At 75.5% G+C, this 19,333-nt stretch carries 22 protein-coding genes; 12 read left to right on the top strand and 10 right to left on the bottom strand.

Annotation, left to right across the window (positions count from 1 at the left end):
• The first annotated feature begins 17 nt into the window (after nt 1–17).
• A complete protein-coding gene (locus N555_RS0117270; RefSeq protein ID WP_029432750.1) occupies nt 18–728 on the top strand; it encodes a metal-dependent hydrolase in 711 nt (236 codons plus the stop codon).
• Between the two features lie 12 nt (nt 729–740).
• Here the strand turns inward: N555_RS0117270 and N555_RS0117265 are convergent, their stop codons facing one another.
• Together N555_RS0117265 and N555_RS0117260 are read right to left on the bottom strand one after the other, a co-directional pair.
• Entirely contained in the window at nt 741–2,513 is a 1,773-nt protein-coding gene (locus tag N555_RS0117265) for a hypothetical protein (protein WP_029432749.1), read from the bottom strand.
• An 85-nt stretch (nt 2,514–2,598) separates the two neighbouring features.
• Nucleotides 2,599–3,804: an NAD(P)-dependent malic enzyme gene (locus N555_RS0117260; RefSeq protein WP_029432748.1), complete on the bottom strand. Its 1,206-nt coding sequence runs from the start codon at nt 3,802–3,804 to the stop codon at nt 2,599–2,601.
• Between the two features lie 51 nt (nt 3,805–3,855).
• Between N555_RS0117260 and N555_RS0117255 the strand changes: the two genes are divergently transcribed.
• Nucleotides 3,856–4,464, top strand: a complete 609-nt coding sequence (locus N555_RS0117255) for a dTDP-4-dehydrorhamnose 3,5-epimerase family protein (protein WP_029432747.1) — start codon at nt 3,856–3,858, stop codon at nt 4,462–4,464.
• Here the strand turns inward: N555_RS0117255 and N555_RS0117250 are convergent.
• Nucleotides 4,461–4,829, bottom strand: a complete 369-nt coding sequence (locus tag N555_RS0117250; RefSeq protein WP_034511233.1) for a S26 family signal peptidase — start codon at nt 4,827–4,829, stop codon at nt 4,461–4,463. The two genes, N555_RS0117255 and N555_RS0117250, sit on opposite strands and share 4 nt — an antisense overlap.
• 50 nt (nt 4,830–4,879) lie before the next feature.
• Between N555_RS0117250 and sodN the strand changes: the two genes are divergently transcribed.
• The 7 genes from sodN to N555_RS0117215 all read left to right on the top strand — a co-directional run bounded on the left by sodN (nt 4,880) and on the right by N555_RS0117215 (nt 9,927).
• Nucleotides 4,880–5,284: a superoxide dismutase, Ni gene (gene sodN, locus N555_RS0117245; RefSeq protein ID WP_029432745.1), complete on the top strand. Its 405-nt coding sequence runs from the start codon at nt 4,880–4,882 to the stop codon at nt 5,282–5,284.
• 127 nt (nt 5,285–5,411) lie between these two features.
• Complete coding sequence (locus N555_RS0117240) at nt 5,412–5,822, top strand: VOC family protein (RefSeq protein ID WP_029432744.1); 411 nt, start codon at nt 5,412–5,414, stop codon at nt 5,820–5,822.
• Nucleotides 5,823–5,880: 58 nt separating this feature from the next.
• Nucleotides 5,881–7,128 carry a PP2C family protein-serine/threonine phosphatase gene (locus N555_RS0117235; protein ID WP_231502951.1) on the top strand — a complete coding sequence of 416 codons (1,248 nt, stop codon included), beginning with the start codon at nt 5,881–5,883 and terminating at the stop codon, nt 7,126–7,128.
• A 35-nt stretch (nt 7,129–7,163) separates the two neighbouring features.
• Nucleotides 7,164–7,829, top strand: coding sequence for a phosphatidylserine decarboxylase (locus N555_RS0117230; RefSeq protein WP_029432742.1), 666 nt, complete (start codon nt 7,164–7,166; stop codon nt 7,827–7,829).
• A gap of 12 nt (nt 7,830–7,841) precedes the next feature.
• The gene (gene pssA, locus N555_RS0117225) at nt 7,842–8,669 is read left to right on the top strand and encodes a CDP-diacylglycerol--serine O-phosphatidyltransferase (RefSeq protein ID WP_029432741.1); all 828 of its coding nucleotides are present in this window, start codon (nt 7,842–7,844) and stop codon (nt 8,667–8,669) included.
• Nucleotides 8,666–9,148 (top strand): GNAT family N-acetyltransferase, encoded by a 483-nt coding sequence (locus N555_RS0117220; protein WP_029432740.1) that lies wholly within the window; start codon nt 8,666–8,668, stop codon nt 9,146–9,148. Before pssA ends, N555_RS0117220 begins: the two co-directional genes overlap by 4 nt.
• On the top strand, nt 9,145–9,927 hold the full coding sequence (locus N555_RS0117215) for an HAD-IIA family hydrolase (RefSeq protein WP_029432739.1): 783 nt from the start codon (nt 9,145–9,147) through the stop codon (nt 9,925–9,927). The genes N555_RS0117220 and N555_RS0117215 overlap by 4 nt, the downstream gene beginning before the upstream one ends.
• Here the strand turns inward: N555_RS0117215 and N555_RS0117210 are convergent.
• Entirely contained in the window at nt 9,924–10,448 is a 525-nt protein-coding gene (locus N555_RS0117210) for a hypothetical protein (protein ID WP_231502948.1), read from the bottom strand. The genes N555_RS0117215 and N555_RS0117210 overlap by 4 nt on opposite strands.
• Before the next feature lie 83 nt (nt 10,449–10,531).
• Here N555_RS0117210 and N555_RS0117205 point away from each other — a divergent pair, with 83 nt between their 5' ends.
• Together N555_RS0117205 and N555_RS0117200 are read left to right on the top strand one after the other, a co-directional pair.
• A complete protein-coding gene (locus tag N555_RS0117205; RefSeq protein ID WP_029432737.1) occupies nt 10,532–11,554 on the top strand; it encodes a diacylglycerol/lipid kinase family protein in 1,023 nt (340 codons plus the stop codon).
• A gap of 296 nt (nt 11,555–11,850) precedes the next feature.
• Nucleotides 11,851–12,099 carry a WhiB family transcriptional regulator gene (locus N555_RS0117200; RefSeq protein ID WP_029432736.1) on the top strand — a complete coding sequence of 83 codons (249 nt, stop codon included), beginning with the start codon at nt 11,851–11,853 and terminating at the stop codon, nt 12,097–12,099.
• 72 nt (nt 12,100–12,171) lie between these two features.
• Here the strand turns inward: N555_RS0117200 and N555_RS0117195 are convergent, their stop codons facing one another.
• The 4 genes from N555_RS0117195 to N555_RS0117180 all read right to left on the bottom strand — a co-directional run bounded on the left by N555_RS0117195 (nt 12,172) and on the right by N555_RS0117180 (nt 17,279).
• The gene (locus N555_RS0117195; protein ID WP_029432735.1) at nt 12,172–12,828 is read right to left on the bottom strand and encodes a response regulator; all 657 of its coding nucleotides are present in this window, start codon (nt 12,826–12,828) and stop codon (nt 12,172–12,174) included.
• The gene (locus N555_RS0117190) at nt 12,800–14,953 is read right to left on the bottom strand and encodes a sensor histidine kinase (RefSeq protein WP_156036401.1); all 2,154 of its coding nucleotides are present in this window, start codon (nt 14,951–14,953) and stop codon (nt 12,800–12,802) included. Before N555_RS0117190 ends, N555_RS0117195 begins: the two co-directional genes overlap by 29 nt.
• A gap of 17 nt (nt 14,954–14,970) precedes the next feature.
• Nucleotides 14,971–15,681: a hypothetical protein gene (locus N555_RS26990; RefSeq protein WP_051684183.1), complete on the bottom strand. Its 711-nt coding sequence runs from the start codon at nt 15,679–15,681 to the stop codon at nt 14,971–14,973.
• Between the two features lie 113 nt (nt 15,682–15,794).
• Nucleotides 15,795–17,279 carry a sensor histidine kinase gene (locus N555_RS0117180; RefSeq protein ID WP_029432732.1) on the bottom strand — a complete coding sequence of 495 codons (1,485 nt, stop codon included), beginning with the start codon at nt 17,277–17,279 and terminating at the stop codon, nt 15,795–15,797.
• A 44-nt stretch (nt 17,280–17,323) separates the two neighbouring features.
• On the opposite strand from N555_RS0117180, the gene N555_RS0117175 reads away from it, so the two are divergent.
• Nucleotides 17,324–17,818 (top strand): GNAT family N-acetyltransferase, encoded by a 495-nt coding sequence (locus N555_RS0117175; protein ID WP_029432731.1) that lies wholly within the window; start codon nt 17,324–17,326, stop codon nt 17,816–17,818.
• Nucleotides 17,819–17,821: 3 nt separating this feature from the next.
• Here the strand turns inward: N555_RS0117175 and N555_RS0117170 are convergent, their stop codons facing one another.
• Nucleotides 17,822–18,046 carry a biotin/lipoyl-binding carrier protein gene (locus N555_RS0117170; RefSeq protein ID WP_029432730.1) on the bottom strand — a complete coding sequence of 75 codons (225 nt, stop codon included), beginning with the start codon at nt 18,044–18,046 and terminating at the stop codon, nt 17,822–17,824.
• Between the two features lie 67 nt (nt 18,047–18,113).
• Entirely contained in the window at nt 18,114–19,169 is a 1,056-nt protein-coding gene (locus N555_RS0117165; protein WP_029432729.1) for a biotin carboxylase N-terminal domain-containing protein, read from the bottom strand.
• Between the last annotated feature and the right edge of the window lie 164 nt (nt 19,170–19,333).

Genomic DNA, 19,333 nt, shown 5'->3' with positions numbered 1-19,333 from the left:
CGCGGCACCCTGCGCGCGTGCTCGGTCACTCCCACGCCCTGTCCGGCCTGGCCGTCGGCGCGGCGACGCTGCCGTGGGCACCCGTCGAGGGAACGGTCGCCCAGGTCGCGTGGGTCGCCGCCGTCGGCGGGTTCGCGATGCTCCCCGACCTCGACGCCCACGGCTCGACCGTCTCGGACATGTGGGGTCCGCTGACCGACGTCCCCTCCGGTGCCATCGGCCGCCTGGCCCAGGGGCACCGCTGGGGCACCCACGACGCCGTTCTCGGCCCGCTGGCCTTCGGCGGCCTGGCGGTGCTGGCCGCCCGGAACTACTGGTCCAGCCTGCTGTTCATGGCGCTGGCGATCGGACTCGCGCTGCACGCGCTGAACTTCGTGATCCCCGGCCGGATCGAGAACACCGTCGTCGGCAACCTGGTGCTCTCGTGGGCCGGCGCCTGGTTCCTGCTGGACCACACGCCGCAACCCATGTGGCTGCCGTGGGCGGTCGGCGTCGGGTGCCTGGTGCACATCGCCGGCGACATGATCACCCGGCAGGGCGTGCCGGTGCCGCTGATCTGGATCCTGCACCGCTGCCGGCTCATGCTCACGCCCATGCACACCGGCGCGTTCCTGGAGAAGGCGGTGCTCGCACCGGCGTTCGTCGTGGCGGCGCTGTGGTTCCTCTACGCCAACACCGGCGCCCGGGACGCGGTCGACCCGTTCATCGCCGACATCCTCGCCCGGTAGGACCGGCCGGCCTCACTGCGCCGGCGCCACCCCGCCGTAGACCATGAGCTCGCCCTGGACGTCGAGGACGCGCTGCCACTCCGCCGGCGGCGGCGAGCTGCCGTCGGAGTAGGCAAGGGTCACCACGTAGTCGGCGTCGTCGGCGCGGTCGGTGTAGCGGGTCCCGAACGGCGCCACCCAGAACGCCGCGACCTGGGTGTCGACGCCGTCCCGGAGCAGTTCCAGCACCAGTCCGGTGCCCGGCCAGAAGGTGCCGATGATGTCGCCCGGCCGGGTCGTCCCGGGGAAGTCGACCCGCACGACCGGGTCCTGCCCGGCCAGCCCCGCGCGCTCGAGGTCGGCGAGGACGGCCTCCTCGAGCCGGGGGATGTCGCCGGTCGTGTCGGTCATCGGCGTCTCCGCGCGGGCGACGGCGGTCCCGGCGACCACGACGGCCGCGGTCGCCAGCGCTGTGAGGGGCACGGCGACCACCACGTCGGGGCCCACTCGCGAGCGGGCGCCGCCGACGACGCGGCGGACCAGCCCCACGAGTTCCGGGAGCAGGCTCGCTCCCACGGTGATCCACGCGAGGACGCCGACGACGACGGTCCACCGGGTGATGTAGACGAAGGGGGCACCCTGCAGGCGGACGATGGCGGCGACGCCCGAGACCCCGATCGCCAGCGTCATCACCCCGAGCCACACGACGTCCCCGCGGCGCCGGCGCACCCCGTTGGCGAGCGCCGCCACGAAGGCGACCAGGCCGACGACGATCGCCCACACCGGCCAGCCGGCGGGGAGCAGCAGACGGGTGGGCGGCTGGTCTCCGGCCGCGTAGGTGGGCACCAGCGCGAACTGGTCGGCGACGGCGTGCAGGGCCCGGGCGAGCGAGAGCTCGCCGTCGGTCCCGCCCTCGCGGAAGTAGTCGGCCAGCAGGCCGAGGTTGCCCGGGGTCGTGGTCAGCTGCTCCGCGATCGGCGGCAGCCAGAGCAGCAGGCCGACGACGACCGCGGCGAGCACGGCCACCGGCCACCGGAGCCATCGCCGGTCCCGGGGGCGTTCCCCGCTCCGCCACCCGGCCCGCGCCTGTCCCGCGCGGACCAGCAGCCCGGCCGCGAGCACCGCGCCCATGGCGCCGACCGGCGGGAGGTAGCCGACGTGGGACTGCACCGCCAGGGTCATCGGGACGACGGCCACCGGCAGCGCCCAGGCATCGCCGCGGACCGCCGTCCAGCACAGCAGCGCGGCGGCCAGGAGCGGCAGCACCGGCAGGTAGGGGTTCCAGGAGTCCCGCAGGAAGCCGTCGCCGAGCAGCCGCACCGTGACGGTCAGGACGACGACCGCCCACAGCGCCACCACCAGACCGAGGCGACGGCGGACCAGGAACACCGCCCCGACGGAGCTGATCCCGGCGACGGCGAGCGCGCCGACGGCGAGCGCCTCGTGCGCCCCGTCCATGGCGTGGAAGGGAACGGCCAGCAGATAGGCCAGCATCGGCCCCGGGTGGTACCAGCCGAACCGCGAGTAGGCACCGAGCAGGACGTCCGAGGTCCCCACCTCGCGGACGTTCAGCTCCAGGATCGCCTGGTCCCCGAACGGGAGGTAGGGCTCGCCGCGGTCGTGCAGCACCCCGATGGTCCCGAGCACCGCCGGGACGGCGGCCAGCAGCAGCACCACCAGGCCGGCGACCCGCCGGAGGACCCGGCCGCCCCGGGAGCGCCGGTCCCCGGGGGCCGGATCGGCCGGTCGCGGCTCCTGCTCCTCGTCCTGCTGCGCGAGCGGCAGGTCGGGGCGCGTGGTGGTCACTGCGGGGGTCCAGACGTCGGAGGCTCGGGCTGCCAACGTAACCGCGCGGCGGTCCCACCCGGCGGCGACTCCCCGCGCGGGGCGGTCAGCCCAGCGGCGCGGGAACGGGGTGCGGCGACTCCCCGCGGGCGCAGGCGGCGACCGCGGCGGCGACGGCCTCGGCGACCCGGCGGTCCAGCGGGCTGGGCACGATGTGGTCGGGCCGCAGGTCCTCGCCCACGACGTCGGCGATCGCCGCGGCCGCGGCCAGCTTCATCTCCTCGGTGATGCGCGTGGCGCCGGCGTCGATGGCGCCGCGGAACACCCCGGGGAAGGCCAGCACGTTGTTGATCTGGTTCGGCTCGCCGCTGCGGCCGGTGGCCACGACCGCCGCGTACCGCGCGGCCATCTCCGGGTCCACCTCGGGGATGGGGTTGGCGAGGGAGAACACGATGCAGTTCGGCGCCATCGACGCGATCGCCGACTCCGGCACCGAGCCGCCGGACAGCCCCAGGTAGACGTCGGCGCCCTCGAGCGCCCCCACCATGGTCCCGGCGTAGCCGCTGCGGTTGGTGTGCTCCGCGACCCAGCGCTTGATGGGCGTCAGGTCCTCGCGGCCGGTGTGCAGGACGCCGCGCGAGTCGGCCACGGCGATGTCGCCGACCCCGGACTCCAGCAGGATCTTGGTGCATGCCACACCCGCCGCGCCCGCACCGGACACGACGACGCGGAGGCTGCCCAGCTCCCGCCCGACGACCTTCGCGGCGTTGCGCAGGGCGGCGAGGACGACGATCGCCGTCCCGTGCTGGTCGTCGTGCATGACCGGGATGTCCAGGCGCTCGCGCAGGCGCTCCTCGACCTCGAAGCAGCGCGGTGCGCTGATGTCCTCGAGGTTGATGCCGCCGAAGGACGGCGCGATCCGCACGACGGTCTCCACGATCTCGTCGACGTCGGTGGTGCCGAGCACCACCGGCACCGCCGAGAGGCCGGCGAACTCGCTGAACAGGCAGGCCTTGCCCTCCATGACCGGCAGGGCCGCGGCGGGGCCGATGTCGCCCAGCCCGAGCACCGCGGTGCCGTCGGACACGACCGCGACCACCCGCGGCGCCCAGGTGAAGCGGCGGGCCAGCTCCGGCTCCAGGGCGATCGCGCTGCTCACCCGGGCCACGCCGGGGGTGTACGTGAGGGCGAGGTCGGCGAGGGAGTCGATGGAGCGGGTCGACCGTACGACCAGCTTGCCGCCCTCGTGCACCGCGAACGCCGGGTCGTCGGCGAAGCGGTCGGAGGCGTGCGGGCGGTCGATGCTGTCCATGGACACGGCAGCGTAATCGCCCGCACATGGGCGGCTCGCTACGGTGCGCTCGTGGAGATCCGAGAGCTCGCCGTGCCCGACGCCTACGCGATCGACCTGGTGTCGCACGGCGACGCCCGCGGTCGGTTCACCGAGTGGTACCGGGCCGACCTGCTCGCCGAGGTCGCGGGATCGGCCCTGCCGCTGGCCCAGGCCAACCACAGCGTCTCGGCGCGCGGGGTGCTGCGCGGCGTCCACTTCGCCCTCGTCCCGCCCGGGCAGGCCAAGTACGTCTACTGCCCGGCCGGCCGCGTCCTCGACGTCGTCGTGGACGTCCGGGTCGACTCCCCCACCTTCGGCGTCTCCGACGCGGTGCTGCTGGACAGCGAGCAGCCCCGGGCGGTCTACCTGGCCGAGGGACTGGGGCACGCGTTCGTCGCGCTCGCCGACGGCAGCTCGGTCACCTACCTGGTCTCCAGCGGCTACGACCCGGGCCGCGAGTTCGGCGTGCACCCGCTCGACCCGGCACTGGACCTCCCGTGGCCGGCGGACGTCGAGTTCGAGCTGTCCGCCAAGGACCAGGGGGCGCCCACCCTCGCCGAGGCCCGGGAGCAGGGACTGCTGCCCACGATGGCGTCCTGCGCCGCCCGCTACGCCGAGCGGCGGGGCACGGGCAGCTAGCTCCCCGCCGGGAGCGGCCCCAGCCGCCCCGGGCGCGGCCACAGCCGGCCCACGACCCGGCCGACGACGACCGCCGGCCCGAACGCCCGGCTGTCGTCGGTCACGAACGGGTTGTCCCCCTGCACCCAGTGCCCACCGGGCAGCGGGTGCACGACCCGCTTGACGACGAGCAGCTCCGGCCGGGCCGGGAAGCGCGCGAGGACGACGTCGCCGGTGCGGACCGGGCCGCCGGGGCGGACGCGGCGGGCGAGCAGGCGGTCACCGTCGCGCACCGTCGGGCCCATCGAGGGGCCGCTCACCCGGACCAGCACCCAGGGCGTGAGCAGGGCGGGGACCCGCTCCTCCCCACTGTCGAGACCGGTCACCGCGAGTAGGGTCGCAGACGACCCACCCCACGATCTCCGGAGGCATCTCCATGCGTCTCACCCGCATGTTCTCCGCCGTGGAGGCCACCGCGCACTGCGACCTCCCCTGCGGCGTGTACGACCCGGCCCAGGCCCGCATCGAGGCGGAGTCCGTCAAGGCCATCCAGGAGAAGTACCAGGCCAACGAGGACCCGGCCTTCCGCACCCGCGCCATCCTGATCAAGGAGCAGCGGTCGGACCTCGTCAAGCACCACCTGTGGGTGCTGTGGACCGACTACTTCAAGCCCCCGCACTTCGAGAAGTACCCGCAGCTGCACGAGCTGTTCAACAAGGCCACCAAGCAGGCCGGCGCGGCCGGTGGCAAGGGCAGCATGGACCCCGCCGAGGGCCAGAAGCTGCTCGACTACATCGCCGAGATCGACAAGATCTTCTGGGAGACCAAGGCCGCGGCCTGACGTCCTCCGCCCATCGGCCGGTGACCCCTCGGGGTCGCCGGCCGGTGGCGTCTCCGGGGGCGGCCGATGAGTTCGCGGCCGCGCGGACGTCTGCACCGTGACCGTCCCGGCACCCCGAGGAGCGAGCATGACGATCCGGCTGAACCCCTACCTGCACTTCTCCGGCGACGCCCGCGCGGCGCTGGAGTTCTACCGCTCCGTGCTCGGCGGGACGTTGGAGGTCATGACGTTCGGCGACATGGGCGGCGGCGGGCCCGAGTACCCGGACGACGGCGTGATGCACGCCTTCCTGCGCAGCGACGCCGGCCTCGAGCTGATGGCCTCCGACGGGGCGGACCCGGACACGAGAGGCGGCAAGGTCTCCTGCTCCATCTCCGGCGACGACCCCGAGACGCTCGGGCGGTACTTCCGGGGCCTGGCCGAGGGCGGCACCGTCGACGTCCCCTTCGAGAAGCAGATGTGGGGCGACACGTTCGGTCAGGTCACCGACCGCTTCGGCGTCCGCTGGCTGGTGAACGCGAGCGCCACGACGCCCTGACACGCGGCTCCCCCCGGCGGGCCGTAACGTGCGGCCGAACCGACAGGGGTGTGGTCCAGTGGAGCGAGGTGACGGCATCGACGTCGGTGCGCTGCTCGAGCTCGTCGAGTCGGCACCTCCCGTCGACGCGGTGGACGCGGTCGCGGCCGCCCTCGCCGACATGGTCGGGGCCCGCGAGGTCAGCTTCCTGATCGCCGACTTCAGCGGCCGGGCGGTGGTGCGGCTCAGCACGGCCGCTGCCGGCCGGGACGGCACCCGCTCCTCGGGGGTGGAGCGCGCCGAGACGGTGCCTCTCCCCGGCAGCCGGTTCGAGCGCGTCCTGCGCTCGCAGCTGCCCGAGGTGGAGGCCGTCGGCGACTCGTGGCGGGTCACCGTCCCGGTCACCGACCGCGGCGACGCCATCGGCCTGATCGAGCTCCTCCTCCCGGCCGAGCCGTCGGCCGGGACCGTCGCGGAGGTGCGCACCGCCGCCCACGCGCTCGGCTACATCGTCATCGCCGCGCGTCGGCACACCGACCTGTTCGAGTGGGGGCAGCGCTCCGCGCCGTTCGCGCTCGCCGCGGAGATCCAGCGCCGCCTCCTCCCGGCCGCCTACACCTGCGAGGCCGGGCAGTTCACCCTCGCCGGCTGGCTGGAGCCGGCGGCCTCGGTCGGCGGCGACACCTTCGACTACACCCTCGACCGCGGGTGCCTGCACCTGTCGATCACCGACGCCGTCGGCCACCAGGTCCCGGCGTCGCTCCTGGCCACCCTGCTCGTCGGCGCCCTCCGCAACGGCCGCCGGCGCGGACTCGACCTGGCCGGGCAGGCCACGAATGCGGGCACGGCGCTGGCCCAGGAGGCCCCGCCCGGGCAGTTCGTGACCGGGCAGCTGCTGCGGATCGACCTCGGAACGGGGTCCGCCGCGATCGTCAACGCCGGGCACCCCTTCCCCCTCCGGCTGCGCGATGGCCGGGTGGAGGAGGTGGAGCTGGCGATCGACCCGCCGTTCGGCGTCACGCCCGAGGCCCCGTACCGGGTCCAGTCCTTCCCGCTCGAGCCGGGCGACCGGCTCGTCTTCCTGACCGACGGGATGCAGGAGCGCAACGCCGCGACCCTGGACGTCGCGCGTGCGCTGGCCGAGACCGCCGACCTGCACCCGCGCGAGGTCGTCCACGCCCTGGGTGCCGCCGTGCTGTCGGCCACCGGCGGCGACCTGCGCGACGACGCCACGATGGTCTGCCTCGACTGGTACGGCGGGCCGCAGCGGCCGCGCGAGACCGAGCACGGGGCCGACCCGGGGCGCACGTCGGCGCCGCGTCCCTGAACGCCGGCGCCCGCCCCCGGTAGCGTGTGGCCTCGATGCGCATCGACCCCGCCGGCTGGCCCTTCATCGCCGGCCCGCTGGCCCCTGCCGCGGCCCTGACCACGACGGCAGCGCTCACCGGCCGTGCCTGGCTCCGACGGGCCGCCTGGCCACTGGTCGGCCTGTCGGCCTACATGGCGCTGTTCTTCCGGGACCCCGACCGGCGGTGCGACCGCGAGGCCCCCGCACCCGACGACGTGCTCTCCCCCGCCGACGGCGTGGTGATGGTCGCCGGTGAGCCGCAGGAGGGCGTCGCCCCGCCCGGGGAGTGGCAGCAGGTGAGCGTCTTCCTGTCCGTCGTCGACGTGCACGTCAACCGCTCGCCGTACTCCGGCGAGGTGGTGGAGAGCTCCTACCGCCGGGGCAGCTTCCTGGCCGCCTACCGCAAGGAGTCCGCCCACCGGAACGAGCGCAGCGAGCTGTGGCTGCGCGAGGGCGACCGGACCGTGGTCTTCCGCCAGATCGTCGGGGTGCTCGCCCGCCGGATCGTGACCCGCACCGGGGTCGGCCGGCGGCTGGCCACCGGGGAGCGGATGGGCCTGATGAAGTTCGGCTCCCGGATGGACGTCTTCGTGCCCCCGGGGTGCGAGGTCACGGTCAGTGCGGGCCAGCGCGTCCGCGGCGGCGAGACGGTCATCGCCCGCTGGCCCGCGGCCGGCTGAGGAGCGGCGACCATGCCCAGTTCCGCCTCCGGCGCCGGGGTCCCGCAGACCCGGCGGACGGCGACCGTGGAGTTCGTCCGCGGTTCGGTGCGCGGCACCCGGCGGCGGGCCCTGGCCACGCTGCCGAGCCTCTTCACGCTGGCCAACATGATGTGCGGCTTCGTCGCCATCCTGGTGTCGATCCGCGGCGACCACACGCTGGCCGCCGTCCTGATCGGCCTGTCGATCGTCTTCGACATCACCGACGGCGCGGTCGCCCGGCTGGTCGGCGCGGTGACCCCCTTCGGGCTGCAGTTCGACTCGCTCGCCGACCTGGTGTCCTTCGGCATGGCGCCGGCGCTCATCGCCTTCACGCTGTTCTCCGAGGGCCGCGACGGCTGGGACCCGCTGGGCTGGGTGGTCTGCGGGCTGTGGGTCGCGTGCGCGGCCATCCGGCTGGCGCGGTTCAACACGACCATCGACCCCACGGCCGACAAGCGGTACTTCACCGGCATGCCCAGTCCCGGCGCCGCCGGCGTCGTCCTGGCCTCGGTGTTCGCGTTCGGTGACCAGATGCAGGGTCGCGACCGGCTGTGGGTGCTGCTCATCGTCGCCGTGCCGGCGGTGCTGATGGTCAGCACCGTCCGCTTCCGGTCGTTCCGCTCGCTGGTGAGCCCCAAGAGCGGGCGGCCCTACGGCCTGGTCGCCGCCGCGGTCGTCGTCGTCGTCGGCCTCGCCACCGTCCCGGTGGTCACCGGCTGCGTCCTGGCCTACGGCTACCTGCTCGCCCCGGTCCTCGTGCCGGCGCTGTCGCCGCTGGCACGGTTGGTGCCGGCCCGTGTGAAGGAGCTGCTCACGTGAGCGTCCGGGAGATCCGGCCCGACGACGTCCCCGCCGTGGTGGGCCTCGTCCGGGAACTGGCCGAGTACGAGAAGGCCGCACACGAGGTCCGCCTCACCGAGGAGCAGCTGACCTCGGCGCTGTTCGGCGACTCCCCCGCGCTGTTCGGTCACGTCGCCGAACGCGAGGGCACCGTCGTCGGGACGGCGTTGTGGTTCCTGAACTTCTCCACCTGGCGCGGCACCCACGGCATCTACCTCGAGGACCTCTACGTCCAGCCGGCGTCCCGCGGCACGGGGCTGGGCCGCGAGCTGTTGCGCACCCTCGCCGAGGTCTGCGTCGCGCGCGGCTACGACCGGCTGGAGTGGTCGGTGCTGGACTGGAACACCCCGTCCATCGACTTCTACAAGGCGGCCGGAGCCGTGCCCATGGACGAGTGGACGGTCTTCCGGATGACCGACGACGCCCTCGCCGGCTTCGCCGCGGACCGGCGCCCGTGAGCACCGGCCGCCAGCCGGCGGAGTGCTGGCTGACCGACATGGACGGCGTCCTCGTGCACGAGGGCGCGGCGCTGCCCGGCGCGGCGGAGTTCCTCGCCCGCCTGGTCGAGCGGCGCCGGCGCTTCCTGGTGCTGACCAACAACTCGATCTTCACCCCGCGCGACCTCGCCGCCCGGCTGGCCCGCGCCGGGCTCGAGGTGCCCGAGGAGTCCATCTGGACGTCGGCCCTGGCGACGGCGGACTTCCTCTCCACCCAGCTGCCCGGCGGCTCGGCCTACGTCATCGGCGAGGCGGGGCTGACCACGGCGATGCACGAGGCCGGGTACACGCTGACCGACGTCGACCCGGACTACGTCGTCCTCGGTGAGACCCGCACGTACTCGTTCGAGGCCATCACCCGCGCCGTCCGACTCGTCGGCGGCGGGGCCCGGTTCATCGCCACCAACCCCGACGTCACCGGCCCGTCGGCGGAGGGGCCGCTGCCGGCCACCGGCGCGGTCGCAGCCATGATCACCAAGGCCACCGGCGCGGAGCCCTACTTCGTCGGCAAGCCCAACCCGATGATGTTCCGCAGCGCGATGAACCGGATCGAGGCGCACTCGGAGAGCACGGTCATGATCGGCGACCGGATGGACACCGACGTCGTCGCCGGCATCGAGGCCGGCCTGGACACCATCCTCGTGTTGACCGGGTCGACCAGGGCCGCCGAGGTCTCGCGGTTCCCATTCCGGCCGGGCCGGGTGCTGGACTCGATCGCCGACGTCGTCGACCTGGTCTAGTCCCCGGGCGCCCGGTGGTAGGCGAGCCGCGCCTCGGGCGTGGCCAGCAGGTAGAGCTCCACGGCGACGATCGCGAGCACCGGGATGCCGAACTCCGGCCGATCGGCGGTGGTGGCGGTGTAGAGACCCACCGCGCCCAGGAGCAACTGCAGGGCCACCACGGGACCGCGCGCCCAGGGCGCCACCCGCCACAGGCCCACGGCCGCCACGGCCATCGCGATCCCGAACAGGGCCACGAGCACGACCTCGGCGACGGCGTTGCTCGTGCTCGTCGCCGTGCTGGTCAGGGTCAGGTAGAGCAGGACGAGCGCGCCGGCCAGCAGCAGCACCGCCTCCAGGCCCACCACCAGCGCCGCCCGGCGGACCGCCGGCGGGGTGTCCCCGGGCGCCGCGGCGGGTCGTGGGGTGGCCGGATCCGCGGCGCTCCCGAGCAGCCGGTCGGCCCGCGTGCGCCGCTCCCCGGGCCGCTGACCGCCCTCGCTGCGGCCGTTCCGACCGGCCGCACCGCTCTCCTGCGTCACACCAGCGAGGCTACGCGTCAGCGGTCACACGGCCGGAGCACCGATCGGGGGGCAGCGGAACCGGCGTGGCTAGCCTGGGGGCCATGCGTGCGCTCGTGGTGACCAACCCCGCGGCGACCTCGACCAACACCAAGGTCCGCGACGTCCTCGTCAGCGCCCTCGGCAGTCAGCTGAAGGTCGACCTGGCCGAGACGACCCACCGCGGGCACGCCCGCGAGCTCGGCCGCGAGGCCCAGCTCGACGGCGTGGACATCGTGGTGGCCCTCGGCGGCGACGGCACGGTCAACGAGGTGGTCGACGGCCTGCTGCACGCCGGCCCGGGCGCGGACGTGCCGACCCTGGCCGTCGTCCCGGGTGGCTCGACGAACGTCTTCTCCCGGGCCCTGGGCCGGTCCCGCGACCCCGTGGAGGCGACCGCGGAGATCCTGGACAGCATCCGGGCCGGTCGCACCCGCCGGGTCTCCCTGGGCACCGCGAGCGCACAGGGCACCAGCACCGCGCCGGTCGAGCCGCTCGACCCCGGCGCCGCACCGGCACGCACCGCCAGGGACGCCGCCGAGCACCCGGAGTGGACCGCTCCGCGGTGGTTCGTGTTCGCCGCCGGACTAAGCTTCGACGCCGAGGTCATCGCCCGGGTGGAGGCCCAGCGCGCCGCCGGCCGGCGGTCCACCGGCGCCCTGTACGTCCGGGAGGCGACGACGGCCTTCCTGCTCGGCCGCGAGCGGCGCCGGCCGGCCGTCACGGTCGAGGTGCCGGGCGAGGAACCGCGCGACGGCGTCTTCCTCTGCCTGGTGTCCAACGTGAGCCCGTGGACCTATCTGGGCGCGCGTCCGATCAACCCGAGCCCCGAGGCCTCCTTCGACAGCGGGCTCGACGTCTTCGCCCTGCGGCGCACCGGGTCGCTGGGCATGCTCCGCACGCTGCGGCAGGTGATGGGCCCGCGGCCCGACGCCCACGGTCGCCGGGTGCACCGCTGGCACGACGTCCCCGAGGTGACCCTGACGGCCGCCCGGCCGCAGGGCTGGCAGCTGGACGGCGACCACCTGGGCACCGCCACCGGGTTGCGGCTGCGCTCCGTGCCGGCCGCGCTCCGCGTCGTCGCCTGAGGCCGGACCACCCCGGCGCGAGGGCACGGCCGCGGCGTCCTGTCAACGGTTCCGGTCGGCCGAGTGGCGGCCCTATCATGGGCGTGGTGAGCTTGCTCACGAGGGGTCCCACCAGACCCTCGATGCGCTTGACAGGCGCCTGAGCCGTGAAAACATCGCGGACAGGAACGCAACCTGCCGGTAACAAGCAGGTGGTCGCTGGGAAACGGCACGGACAACTCCTCGTGCCGCGCGCAGATGCCCGGAGACAGCGACCCGCCGTTGACACCGTAGACGACTTCGAGGAGCACACCACCATGGACTGGCGCCACCGCGCCCTCTGTCGCGACGAGGACCCGGAGCTGTTCTTCCCGATCGGCACCACCGGTCCCGCCACCGTGCAGGTCGAGCAGGCGAAGGCGGTCTGCCGGCGTTGCCCGGTCGTGCAGTCGTGCCTGGACTGGGCCCTGCGCGCGGGCCAGGACTCCGGCGTCTGGGGCGGGCTCTCCGAGGACGAGCGCCGCGCCCTGAAGCGCCGTCAGGCCCGGACCCGCGTCCGCGCCTGACCGACCCGCACCACACCGCGCGAGAGGCCGGCCCGGATCTCCGGGCCGGCCTCTCGCGCGTCCGGCCCGTCCTCAGCGGGGAGTGCCGCCGAGTCCCGACCGCTGGGCCAGCTCGGCGGCGGTTGCCCGGTCGGCGACGCGGAGCTTGGCGAACACGTTCGACACGTGGTTGCGCACCGTCTTGCTGCTGACCCCGAGCGCGTCGGCGATCTGCGGGTTCGTCCGGTGCCGGGCCACCAGGTCCAGCACCTCCCGCTCGCGCGCGGTCAGTTCCGGGAAGGGGGGCTGCGACGGCGTCGCCGGCGGGGTGGCGAAGAACGCCGTCAGCCGCAGCGCGATGCTCGGCCCGAAGATCGCCTCCCCCTCGGCCACGGCGCGCACCGACCGCAGGATCTCTGCCCGGCCCGCGCCCTTCAGCAGGTAGCCGCGCGCCCCGGCGCGCAGCGCGGCGAACACCGAGTCGTCGTCATCGGACATGCTCAGGACCAGCACGCGGGCGTGCGGACTGGCCGCCACCAGCCGCTCGGTCGCCGCGACGCCTCCCATCCCGGGCATGCCGAGGTCCAGCAGCACCACGTCGGGCGTCATCCGGCCCACGACGGCGAGGGCCTCCTCCCCGCTGGCGGCCTCACCACAGACCTCGAGGTCCGGGGCGGTGGCGAGCAGCGCGCGCAGCCCGGCGCGGAAGTGCGCGTGGTCGTCAACCAGCAGGACGCGGATGCGTTCCACGGTCCCCTCCGTCCTCGCCCGGCACCAGCGGCAGCTCAGCGCGGACGACGGTGCCGCCGCCCGTGCGGCGGGTGACGGTACAGCGGCCGCCCAGCTCCGCGGCCCGTTCCCGCATCGACGCCAGCCCGACCCCGGAGGTGGGGCCGCTGTCGCAGCCGCGACCGTCGTCGGCCACCTCCACCGTCAGGCGACCCCCTCCCGCGACCAGCCGTACCCGGGCGGTCGCCGCCGCCGCGTGGCGGTCGACGTTGGTCACCGCCTCCACCGCGATGCGGTAGGCGGCCACCTCCACCGCGGCCGGCAGCGTCCCCAGCGGCTCGGGCACCTCCAGCACGACCGGCGTCCCCGACCTCGGCCGTCCGGTGAGCGCGGCGTCCAGCGCGGCGGCCAGTCCCAGGTGGTCCAGCGCCGGGGGCCGCAGCCCGTCGACCAGCCGGCGGACGTCGGCCAGCGCCGTCCGCGCGTCCTCGGCGACCTCGTCGAGCAGTTGCCGGGCCACGTCGGGGTCGGTCACCTCCCGCGCGGTCTCGGCGCGCATCGCGAGCCCGGCCAGGACCGGCCCCAGGCCGTCGTGGAAGTCCCGGCGCAGGCGCCGCCGCTCCTCCTCGCGGGCGAGGACCAGCCGTTCCCGGGAGCGCTGGAGGTCTGCGGCCAGCCGGGCGGCGCGATCGCTCTCCCGAGCCGCGCGGACCGCGCCGGCGATCCCGGGTGCGAGGTCGCGCAGCACCCGGAGGTCCCGGCGTCCGAGGGTGGCCTCTCCCGCGCGCGGCGCGAGCAGGAGCCGCCCGACGTCCTCGCCCCCGGAGAGCAGGGGCAGCGCCACCGGGTGCCCCGGCACCCGGCCGTCTACCACCCTCTCCCCACCGGTGACGTCGATGGCGACACCCGGCAGCTGCAGGGCGACGCGGACCGTCTCCGCGGCGGATGCCAGGGAGACCGCGTGCGGCGCGGACTCCAGCCCTCGGCCCAGCCGCGCGAGGACGGCGTGGGGGTTCCCCCGCTCGCCGTACAGCAGGCGGTCGACGCGGCGCTGCAGCCCGGTGCCCAGTGGCGCCAGCAGCACCGCGGCCACCACCGCGGCACCCAGCGACGCAGGCAGCCGGACCCCGTCCCCGACCAGCGCCCCGGCCGCGGCGACCCCGCCCAGGTACAGGGTCGCGACGGCCGCGGACAGCGCGACCAGGACGACGGTGCGGCTGATCAGGCGGTCGATGTCGAGCAGCCGGTGCCGGACCACGGCCACGCCCAGCCCCACCGGGAGCAGGCTCGCCGCGGCGGCGCCGGTCAGCTCCCACCCGATCCCCGAGGGGAACACCGCGTCCGGATCGCCGTCGGTCAGACCGCCGAGGAGGCGGGTGAGCACGAGCAGGACGGCCAGCCCCACGGCGTAGGCCAGCCACTCGGCCTGCTGACGGAGCCGGGACCCGGAGGGCTCCCGCCCGACCCGGCGCAGCAGGTCGACGCCACCGACGACCAGGACGAGCCCGCCGACCAGCACCGATGCCGCACCAACGGCGTCCGCGACCGGCGCGAGGCCGGGGACGCCGAGCGCGTTCGGCCGGCCCTCGACGCCCAGTTGCACGTCGGTGCCGGGGCGCAGCGCGGACAGGACCGTCGCTCCGAGGGTCAGCGCGGCCAGGCCCCGCAGGGGATGGCGCCACCCCGTGGCGGGCCGGCCGTCGGGGAAGAAGACCGGGGTGACGCTCAGCAGCGCGTTGGCCGGCACCCACAGCCACGTCTGCGGCCAGCCGAGGACCGCCGCGGCGGACGACCCGGCCGGCGCCCGCAGGGCGGCGAAGCCGCAGGCGTCGAGCAGCGCGAAGCACGCGGCGCTGCCGAGCAGGAGGAAGCCGATCGGGTTGTCGGGGCGGCGACGGGCCACCAGACCCCCCGTGACGGCGCACGCCGTGACCGGCAGGAGGTGCAGGCAGTCCGCGGCCGACAGCCCGGCGGCGAGCGCGAGGGCGAGGCCTCCGGCGGCCAGCGCGAGCACGACGACCGTCGCCGGGACCGCCAGCGACCGGAGCCACTCCCCCGGCCCCGGATGCCGCGTCGGCGGCGCGGAGGCGCCGGCCGCCGCCGGCCCAGGAGGGGCTGCGCGGTGGCCGGCCGTGGACGTCGACACGGCGGGCACCGTAGTGCTCAGCGCGCCCGTGTTCCGTCCTGCCGCGCGCCGAGGGCCGCGGTCAGGGCCGTGACGGCGACCCACAGGCCGCCGGGGACCACCGCGACGTACTGGACGGGGAACACCTGGGTCGCCGCGAGCAGCAGCGCCATGACCAGGCTGAACACGGCGGTCGGGCGGCCCACCGAGCCGTGCCGCAGGCCGCCGAGCGCCACCGCGGCCGCGGAGACCCCGAGGGCGGCCCACAGCCACGGGATCGTGTTGTACAGCGCCAGGTGGGCTCCGACGGTGTCGGCGTCGAACGGCTGGTCGCCGGTGAGCGCCCAGTACAGCTCGGTGCAGATGCCCCCGCCGACGAGCACCGCGGCGGCGGTGACCACGACCCCGGCCGCGGCGAGCCCCGGGACGAGGCTGTTCGCGGGCTCCTGCCGGGCGAGGGACCGGCGCAGACCGACCGCGAAGACGAGGAAGCAGGCGGCGACGACGCCGCAGACCGCCTGCTGGGCCCAGACCAGGCCGGCGCTGTCGGCGACCGCCGCGAGCAGCTCGTCGTTGTCGGCCACGACACCCGTCGAGGCGTCGTAGGTGTTGCCGGTGACCATCAGGCCCGGGACGCCGACGACGGCGCCGGCGAGGCCGGTCCAGGCCCAGGCGCGACCGGCCGGGTGCGCGGTGTGCGCCCGCGGCGGCGAGACCGCCGGGAGCGAGGCGGGGTGTGCGGTGGTCATGGGGTCCTCCTCGGATCGGGATGAGGAGGCGACCCTCGCGCCGGGGGCGACCCGACCACATGGGTCGGTGCGTCCCGACCGCCCGGGACACGAGCGGGACACCGGGGAGGGCGTCAGCGGCGGTGGCGGCCCGCTCCGGGGAGCTCCAGCACCACCTCGGTGCCGGGACCACCGTCGGCCGGGGGTCCCATCGACAGCCCGCCGCCGAGCTCGCTGGTGACCAGCGTGCGCACGATCTGCAGACCGAGCCCGTCGCTGGCCGCCGGGTCGAAGCCGGCCGGCAGCCCCCGGCCGTCGTCGCGGACCCGCACGACGAGGTCGTCGCCGGACCGGTCGGCATGCAGCTCGATGGTCCCGGTCTCGCCGTCGGGGAAGGCGTGCTCGGCGGCGTTGTGCAGCAGCTCGGTGACCGCGAGCACCAGCGGGGTCGCCGCCGCGGCCGGCAGCTCACCGAAGCCGCCGGTGCGCCGCGTCCGGGCGGCGGGGCCGATCGAGGCGAGGTCCCCGAGCATCGGCAGCACCTGGTCCAGGACGTCGTCGACGTCGACGACGTCCTCCCGGCTGCCGGCCAGCGTCTCGTGCACGATCGCGATCGAGGCGACCCGGCGTACCGACTCCTCCAGCGCGGCGCGTGCGGCGGGCTCGGTCATGCGCCGCGCCTGCAGCCGCAGCAGCGCCGCCACCGTCTGCAGGTTGTTCTTCACCCGGTGGTGGATCTCGCGGATCGTGGCGTCCTTGGTGAGCAGCGCCCGGTCGCGACGGCGGACGTCGGTGACGTCGCGGACCAGCACCAGCGCGCCCGCCTCCCCGCCGGGGGCCTGCAGCGGCAGGGCGCGGACCAGGAGCGTCGCGCTGATCCCCTCGAGGTCCATCGGCTCGGGGAACCGCCCGGCGACGGCGGCCCGGATGCCGGCCGCGACCGCCTCGCCGGCCACGCGCTCGACGGCCACCTCCCGGCTGAGCCGGGCGAGGTCGGCACCGACGACGTCGCCGGTCACCCCGATCCGGCGGTAGGCCGAGAGGGCGTTGGGGCTGGCGTAGACGGCGCGACCCGCGTCGTCCAGGCGCACCAGCCCGTCACCGACCCGCGGGCTGATCTCCGCGTCGAGCACCTTCGGCGGCGGGAAGGTGCCGGCCGACACCATCAGGCACAGGTCCGCGGCGATGTCGAGGTAGGTGAGCTCCAGCGTCGACGGCGAGCGGGTGACCGCCAGGTTCGTGTCCCGGGCGAGCACGGCGACGACCGTCCCGTCGTGGCGCACCGGGATGACCTCGCGGCGACGCGGCGCGGCCCCGGACCAGTCCGGCTCCCCCTCGGTGACCGGCCGCGCCTCCCGGTGCGCGACGGCGAACGGCTCGGCGTCGGCACCGCCGAGCTCGCTGCCGACCAGGTCGTCGGGCTGGCTGGTCGGCGCGGTGAGCGGGCGCACCTGCGCCACGCACCACCAGACGCCGCTCTCCAGCGGCACCCACAGCGTGAGGTCGGCGAAGGAGAGGTCGGCCAGCAGCTGCCAGTCGGCGAGCAGCCGGCGGACGTGGTCGACCAGCGACGGAGAGCTGGCCGCGGCACGGGTGAGGCGGTCGGAGAGGCTGCTCATGGTGGCCGCGAGCCTATGCCGACGCCCGCCTAGCCTCGGGAGCCGTGACCCGCACCGCCGAGCCCGTCGTCGAGGCCGCCACCCCTGCCGACTTCGAGCGCATCCGCGAGCTGACCGTCGGCGTCTACCGCGACGAGGAGCTCTCCTCGGCCGAGTACCTGACCCAGCTGGCCGACGTCGAGGGCCGGGCCGGCCGCTCGCAACTGCTGGTCGCCCGGCTGGGCGGTCGCGTGGTGGGCAGCGTGGCGCTCGTGCTGGACGGCGACTTCGGCGAGATCACCGCCGGGCCGGCCGAGGCCGCCTTCCGCATGCTCGTGGTCGACCCGGCGGCGCGCGGGGCCGGCGTCGGCGAGGCGCTGGTCAGGACCTGCCTGGACCGCGCCCGGGCCGCCGGGAAGGCCACGATGGTGCTCTCCACCGACCCGCGGATGACCGCCGCGCACCGGCTCTACGAGCGGCTGGGCTTCCGCCGGCTGCCCGAGCGCGACTGGTCCCCGGTGCCCGGGGTCGACCTGCGGGTCTACACGCTGGAGCTGTGACCGTCAGCCGCCCTCGACGGTGGCGATGAGGTCGCCCTCCTGGAGCACCTCGCCCTCGACCACGTGCAGCTCGGTGACGGTGCCCGCCTGCTCGGTGAGGACCGGGATCTCCATCTTCATCGACTCCAGGATCACCAGCGTGTCGCCCGCGGCGACCGGCGAACCGGGCGCCACCAGCACCTTCCACACGCTGGACACCATCTCGGCGTGGATCTCCTCGACCGCCACCGACACCTCCCCCACCTCGACCCCCGGCGGTGGTCATCCAATCACCTGCCGCGGTCGGGGCGGACCGTCAGGCGCCGGGCTCGGGGTGTCCGGAGGCGAGCCGCTCGAGGACCGCGCACACCTCGCCGCCGTCGTGCGGCACGCCGGTCTCGCCCAGGCCGGTGAGCGCGTCGCTCACCGCGCGGGCGGCCGCCGGGACGTCGGCCGCGCCCGCGCTGACCGTGGCCAGCAGCGCGTCGTACCAGCCGTCGAGGCGGTCCCCCGGCTCGTAGCCGCGGGACGCCACCAGTTCCACCGCCGGGTCCCCGCCGCGCAGCCGGCCGGGACCGGGCAGGCGTCCGGTGATCCGCCCGGCCCGTCCCGGCGCGAGGGTGGAGCGGAGCTGGACGGCGACGGCGGCCCGCGCCGGCCCCGCGGGGGTCGGCAGCTTCCCGGCCGTGCCCGCGGCGCTGCGCAGCGCCAGCTCGACGGCGTCGACTCCGTGGGCCCGTTCCAGCACCGCCATGTCGAGGGAGAAGCCGGCGGCCACCTCGGCCAGCTCGCCGTCCGGGGCCACGCCGACGGTGACCAGTCCCCGCCACCCCACCTCGACCAGCCGGCGCGCGGTCGCGGGCAGCGGCCACGGCTGCTGCGGCGTCTGCGCCGCCGTCCAGGAGACCCGGGCGATGCCGGCGGCGCGGTCGCGGGTCACCGGCGTCACGCAGCGCAGGCCCTCGTCGGTCACCCAGGCCAGGAGCCCCTGCTCGCTGGCCGGCTCCACGCCGTCCCCGCCCAGCCGCTCCAGGACCGCGGCCTCGGGGCCGACCCAGGTGAGACCGGAGGCCACGACCGCTCCGGCCAGCCGGGCGTTGCCCGCCAGCGCCGGGGGGACGGGGAGGACGGCGGAGACACCGCTGCGCCGGGCGGCCTCCACGATCCGGTCGACGGCGAGGTAGGACTCCGACGCGGGCGCGGGGCCGAGCAGGACGGCGTCGTCGGCGAGGCGGACGTGCAGCGCGTGGCGCTCGGTCTCCGAGTGGACGGCGACGGCCTTGACCTCCAGCCGCGAGCACGCCGCGATGACCGCGCACGCCGCGGGACCGCGTCCGGCCACGAGCACGCTCTCGATCCCCAGCTGGGCCACTCCTGGCTCCTCCCCCGGGTTCCGGTGTCGCCACCCTCTCCGCCCGTCGGAGTCGGTCGCTCCGGGCGTGAGAGGCTTGTGAGGTCAGCTTGGCGGGTCCGCCGGGAGCCTGCACACCCGGCTCCCGGATGCACCCGTCCGACCGAGGCGTCCGGCCGGGCGTC

This window comes from Blastococcus sp. URHD0036, from assembly GCF_000701365.1.
In the GTDB taxonomy this organism is placed as follows: domain Bacteria; phylum Actinomycetota; class Actinomycetes; order Mycobacteriales; family Geodermatophilaceae; genus Trujillonella.
Note: the sequence above shows the minus strand (reverse complement) of the source record. Positions and strands in the feature narration are given on the sequence as shown.

What these genes read in the sequence shown, in the direction of transcription:
- N555_RS0117260 (WP_029432748.1), bottom strand. Translation starts at nt 3,804, where the DNA reads ATGGACAGCATCGACCGCCCGCACGCCTCCGACCGCTTCGCCGACGAC.
- sodN (WP_029432745.1), top strand. Translation starts at nt 4,880, where the DNA reads ATGCGTCTCACCCGCATGTTCTCCGCCGTGGAGGCCACCGCGCACTGC.
- N555_RS0117240 (WP_029432744.1), top strand. Translation starts at nt 5,412, where the DNA reads ATGACGATCCGGCTGAACCCCTACCTGCACTTCTCCGGCGACGCCCGC.
- N555_RS0117230 (WP_029432742.1), top strand. Translation starts at nt 7,164, where the DNA reads ATGCGCATCGACCCCGCCGGCTGGCCCTTCATCGCCGGCCCGCTGGCC.
- pssA (WP_029432741.1), top strand. Translation starts at nt 7,842, where the DNA reads ATGCCCAGTTCCGCCTCCGGCGCCGGGGTCCCGCAGACCCGGCGGACG.
- N555_RS0117205 (WP_029432737.1), top strand. Translation starts at nt 10,532, where the DNA reads ATGCGTGCGCTCGTGGTGACCAACCCCGCGGCGACCTCGACCAACACC.
- N555_RS0117200 (WP_029432736.1), top strand. Translation starts at nt 11,851, where the DNA reads ATGGACTGGCGCCACCGCGCCCTCTGTCGCGACGAGGACCCGGAGCTG.
- N555_RS26990 (WP_051684183.1), bottom strand. Translation starts at nt 15,681, where the DNA reads ATGACCACCGCACACCCCGCCTCGCTCCCGGCGGTCTCGCCGCCGCGG.
- N555_RS0117180 (WP_029432732.1), bottom strand. Translation starts at nt 17,279, where the DNA reads ATGAGCAGCCTCTCCGACCGCCTCACCCGTGCCGCGGCCAGCTCTCCG.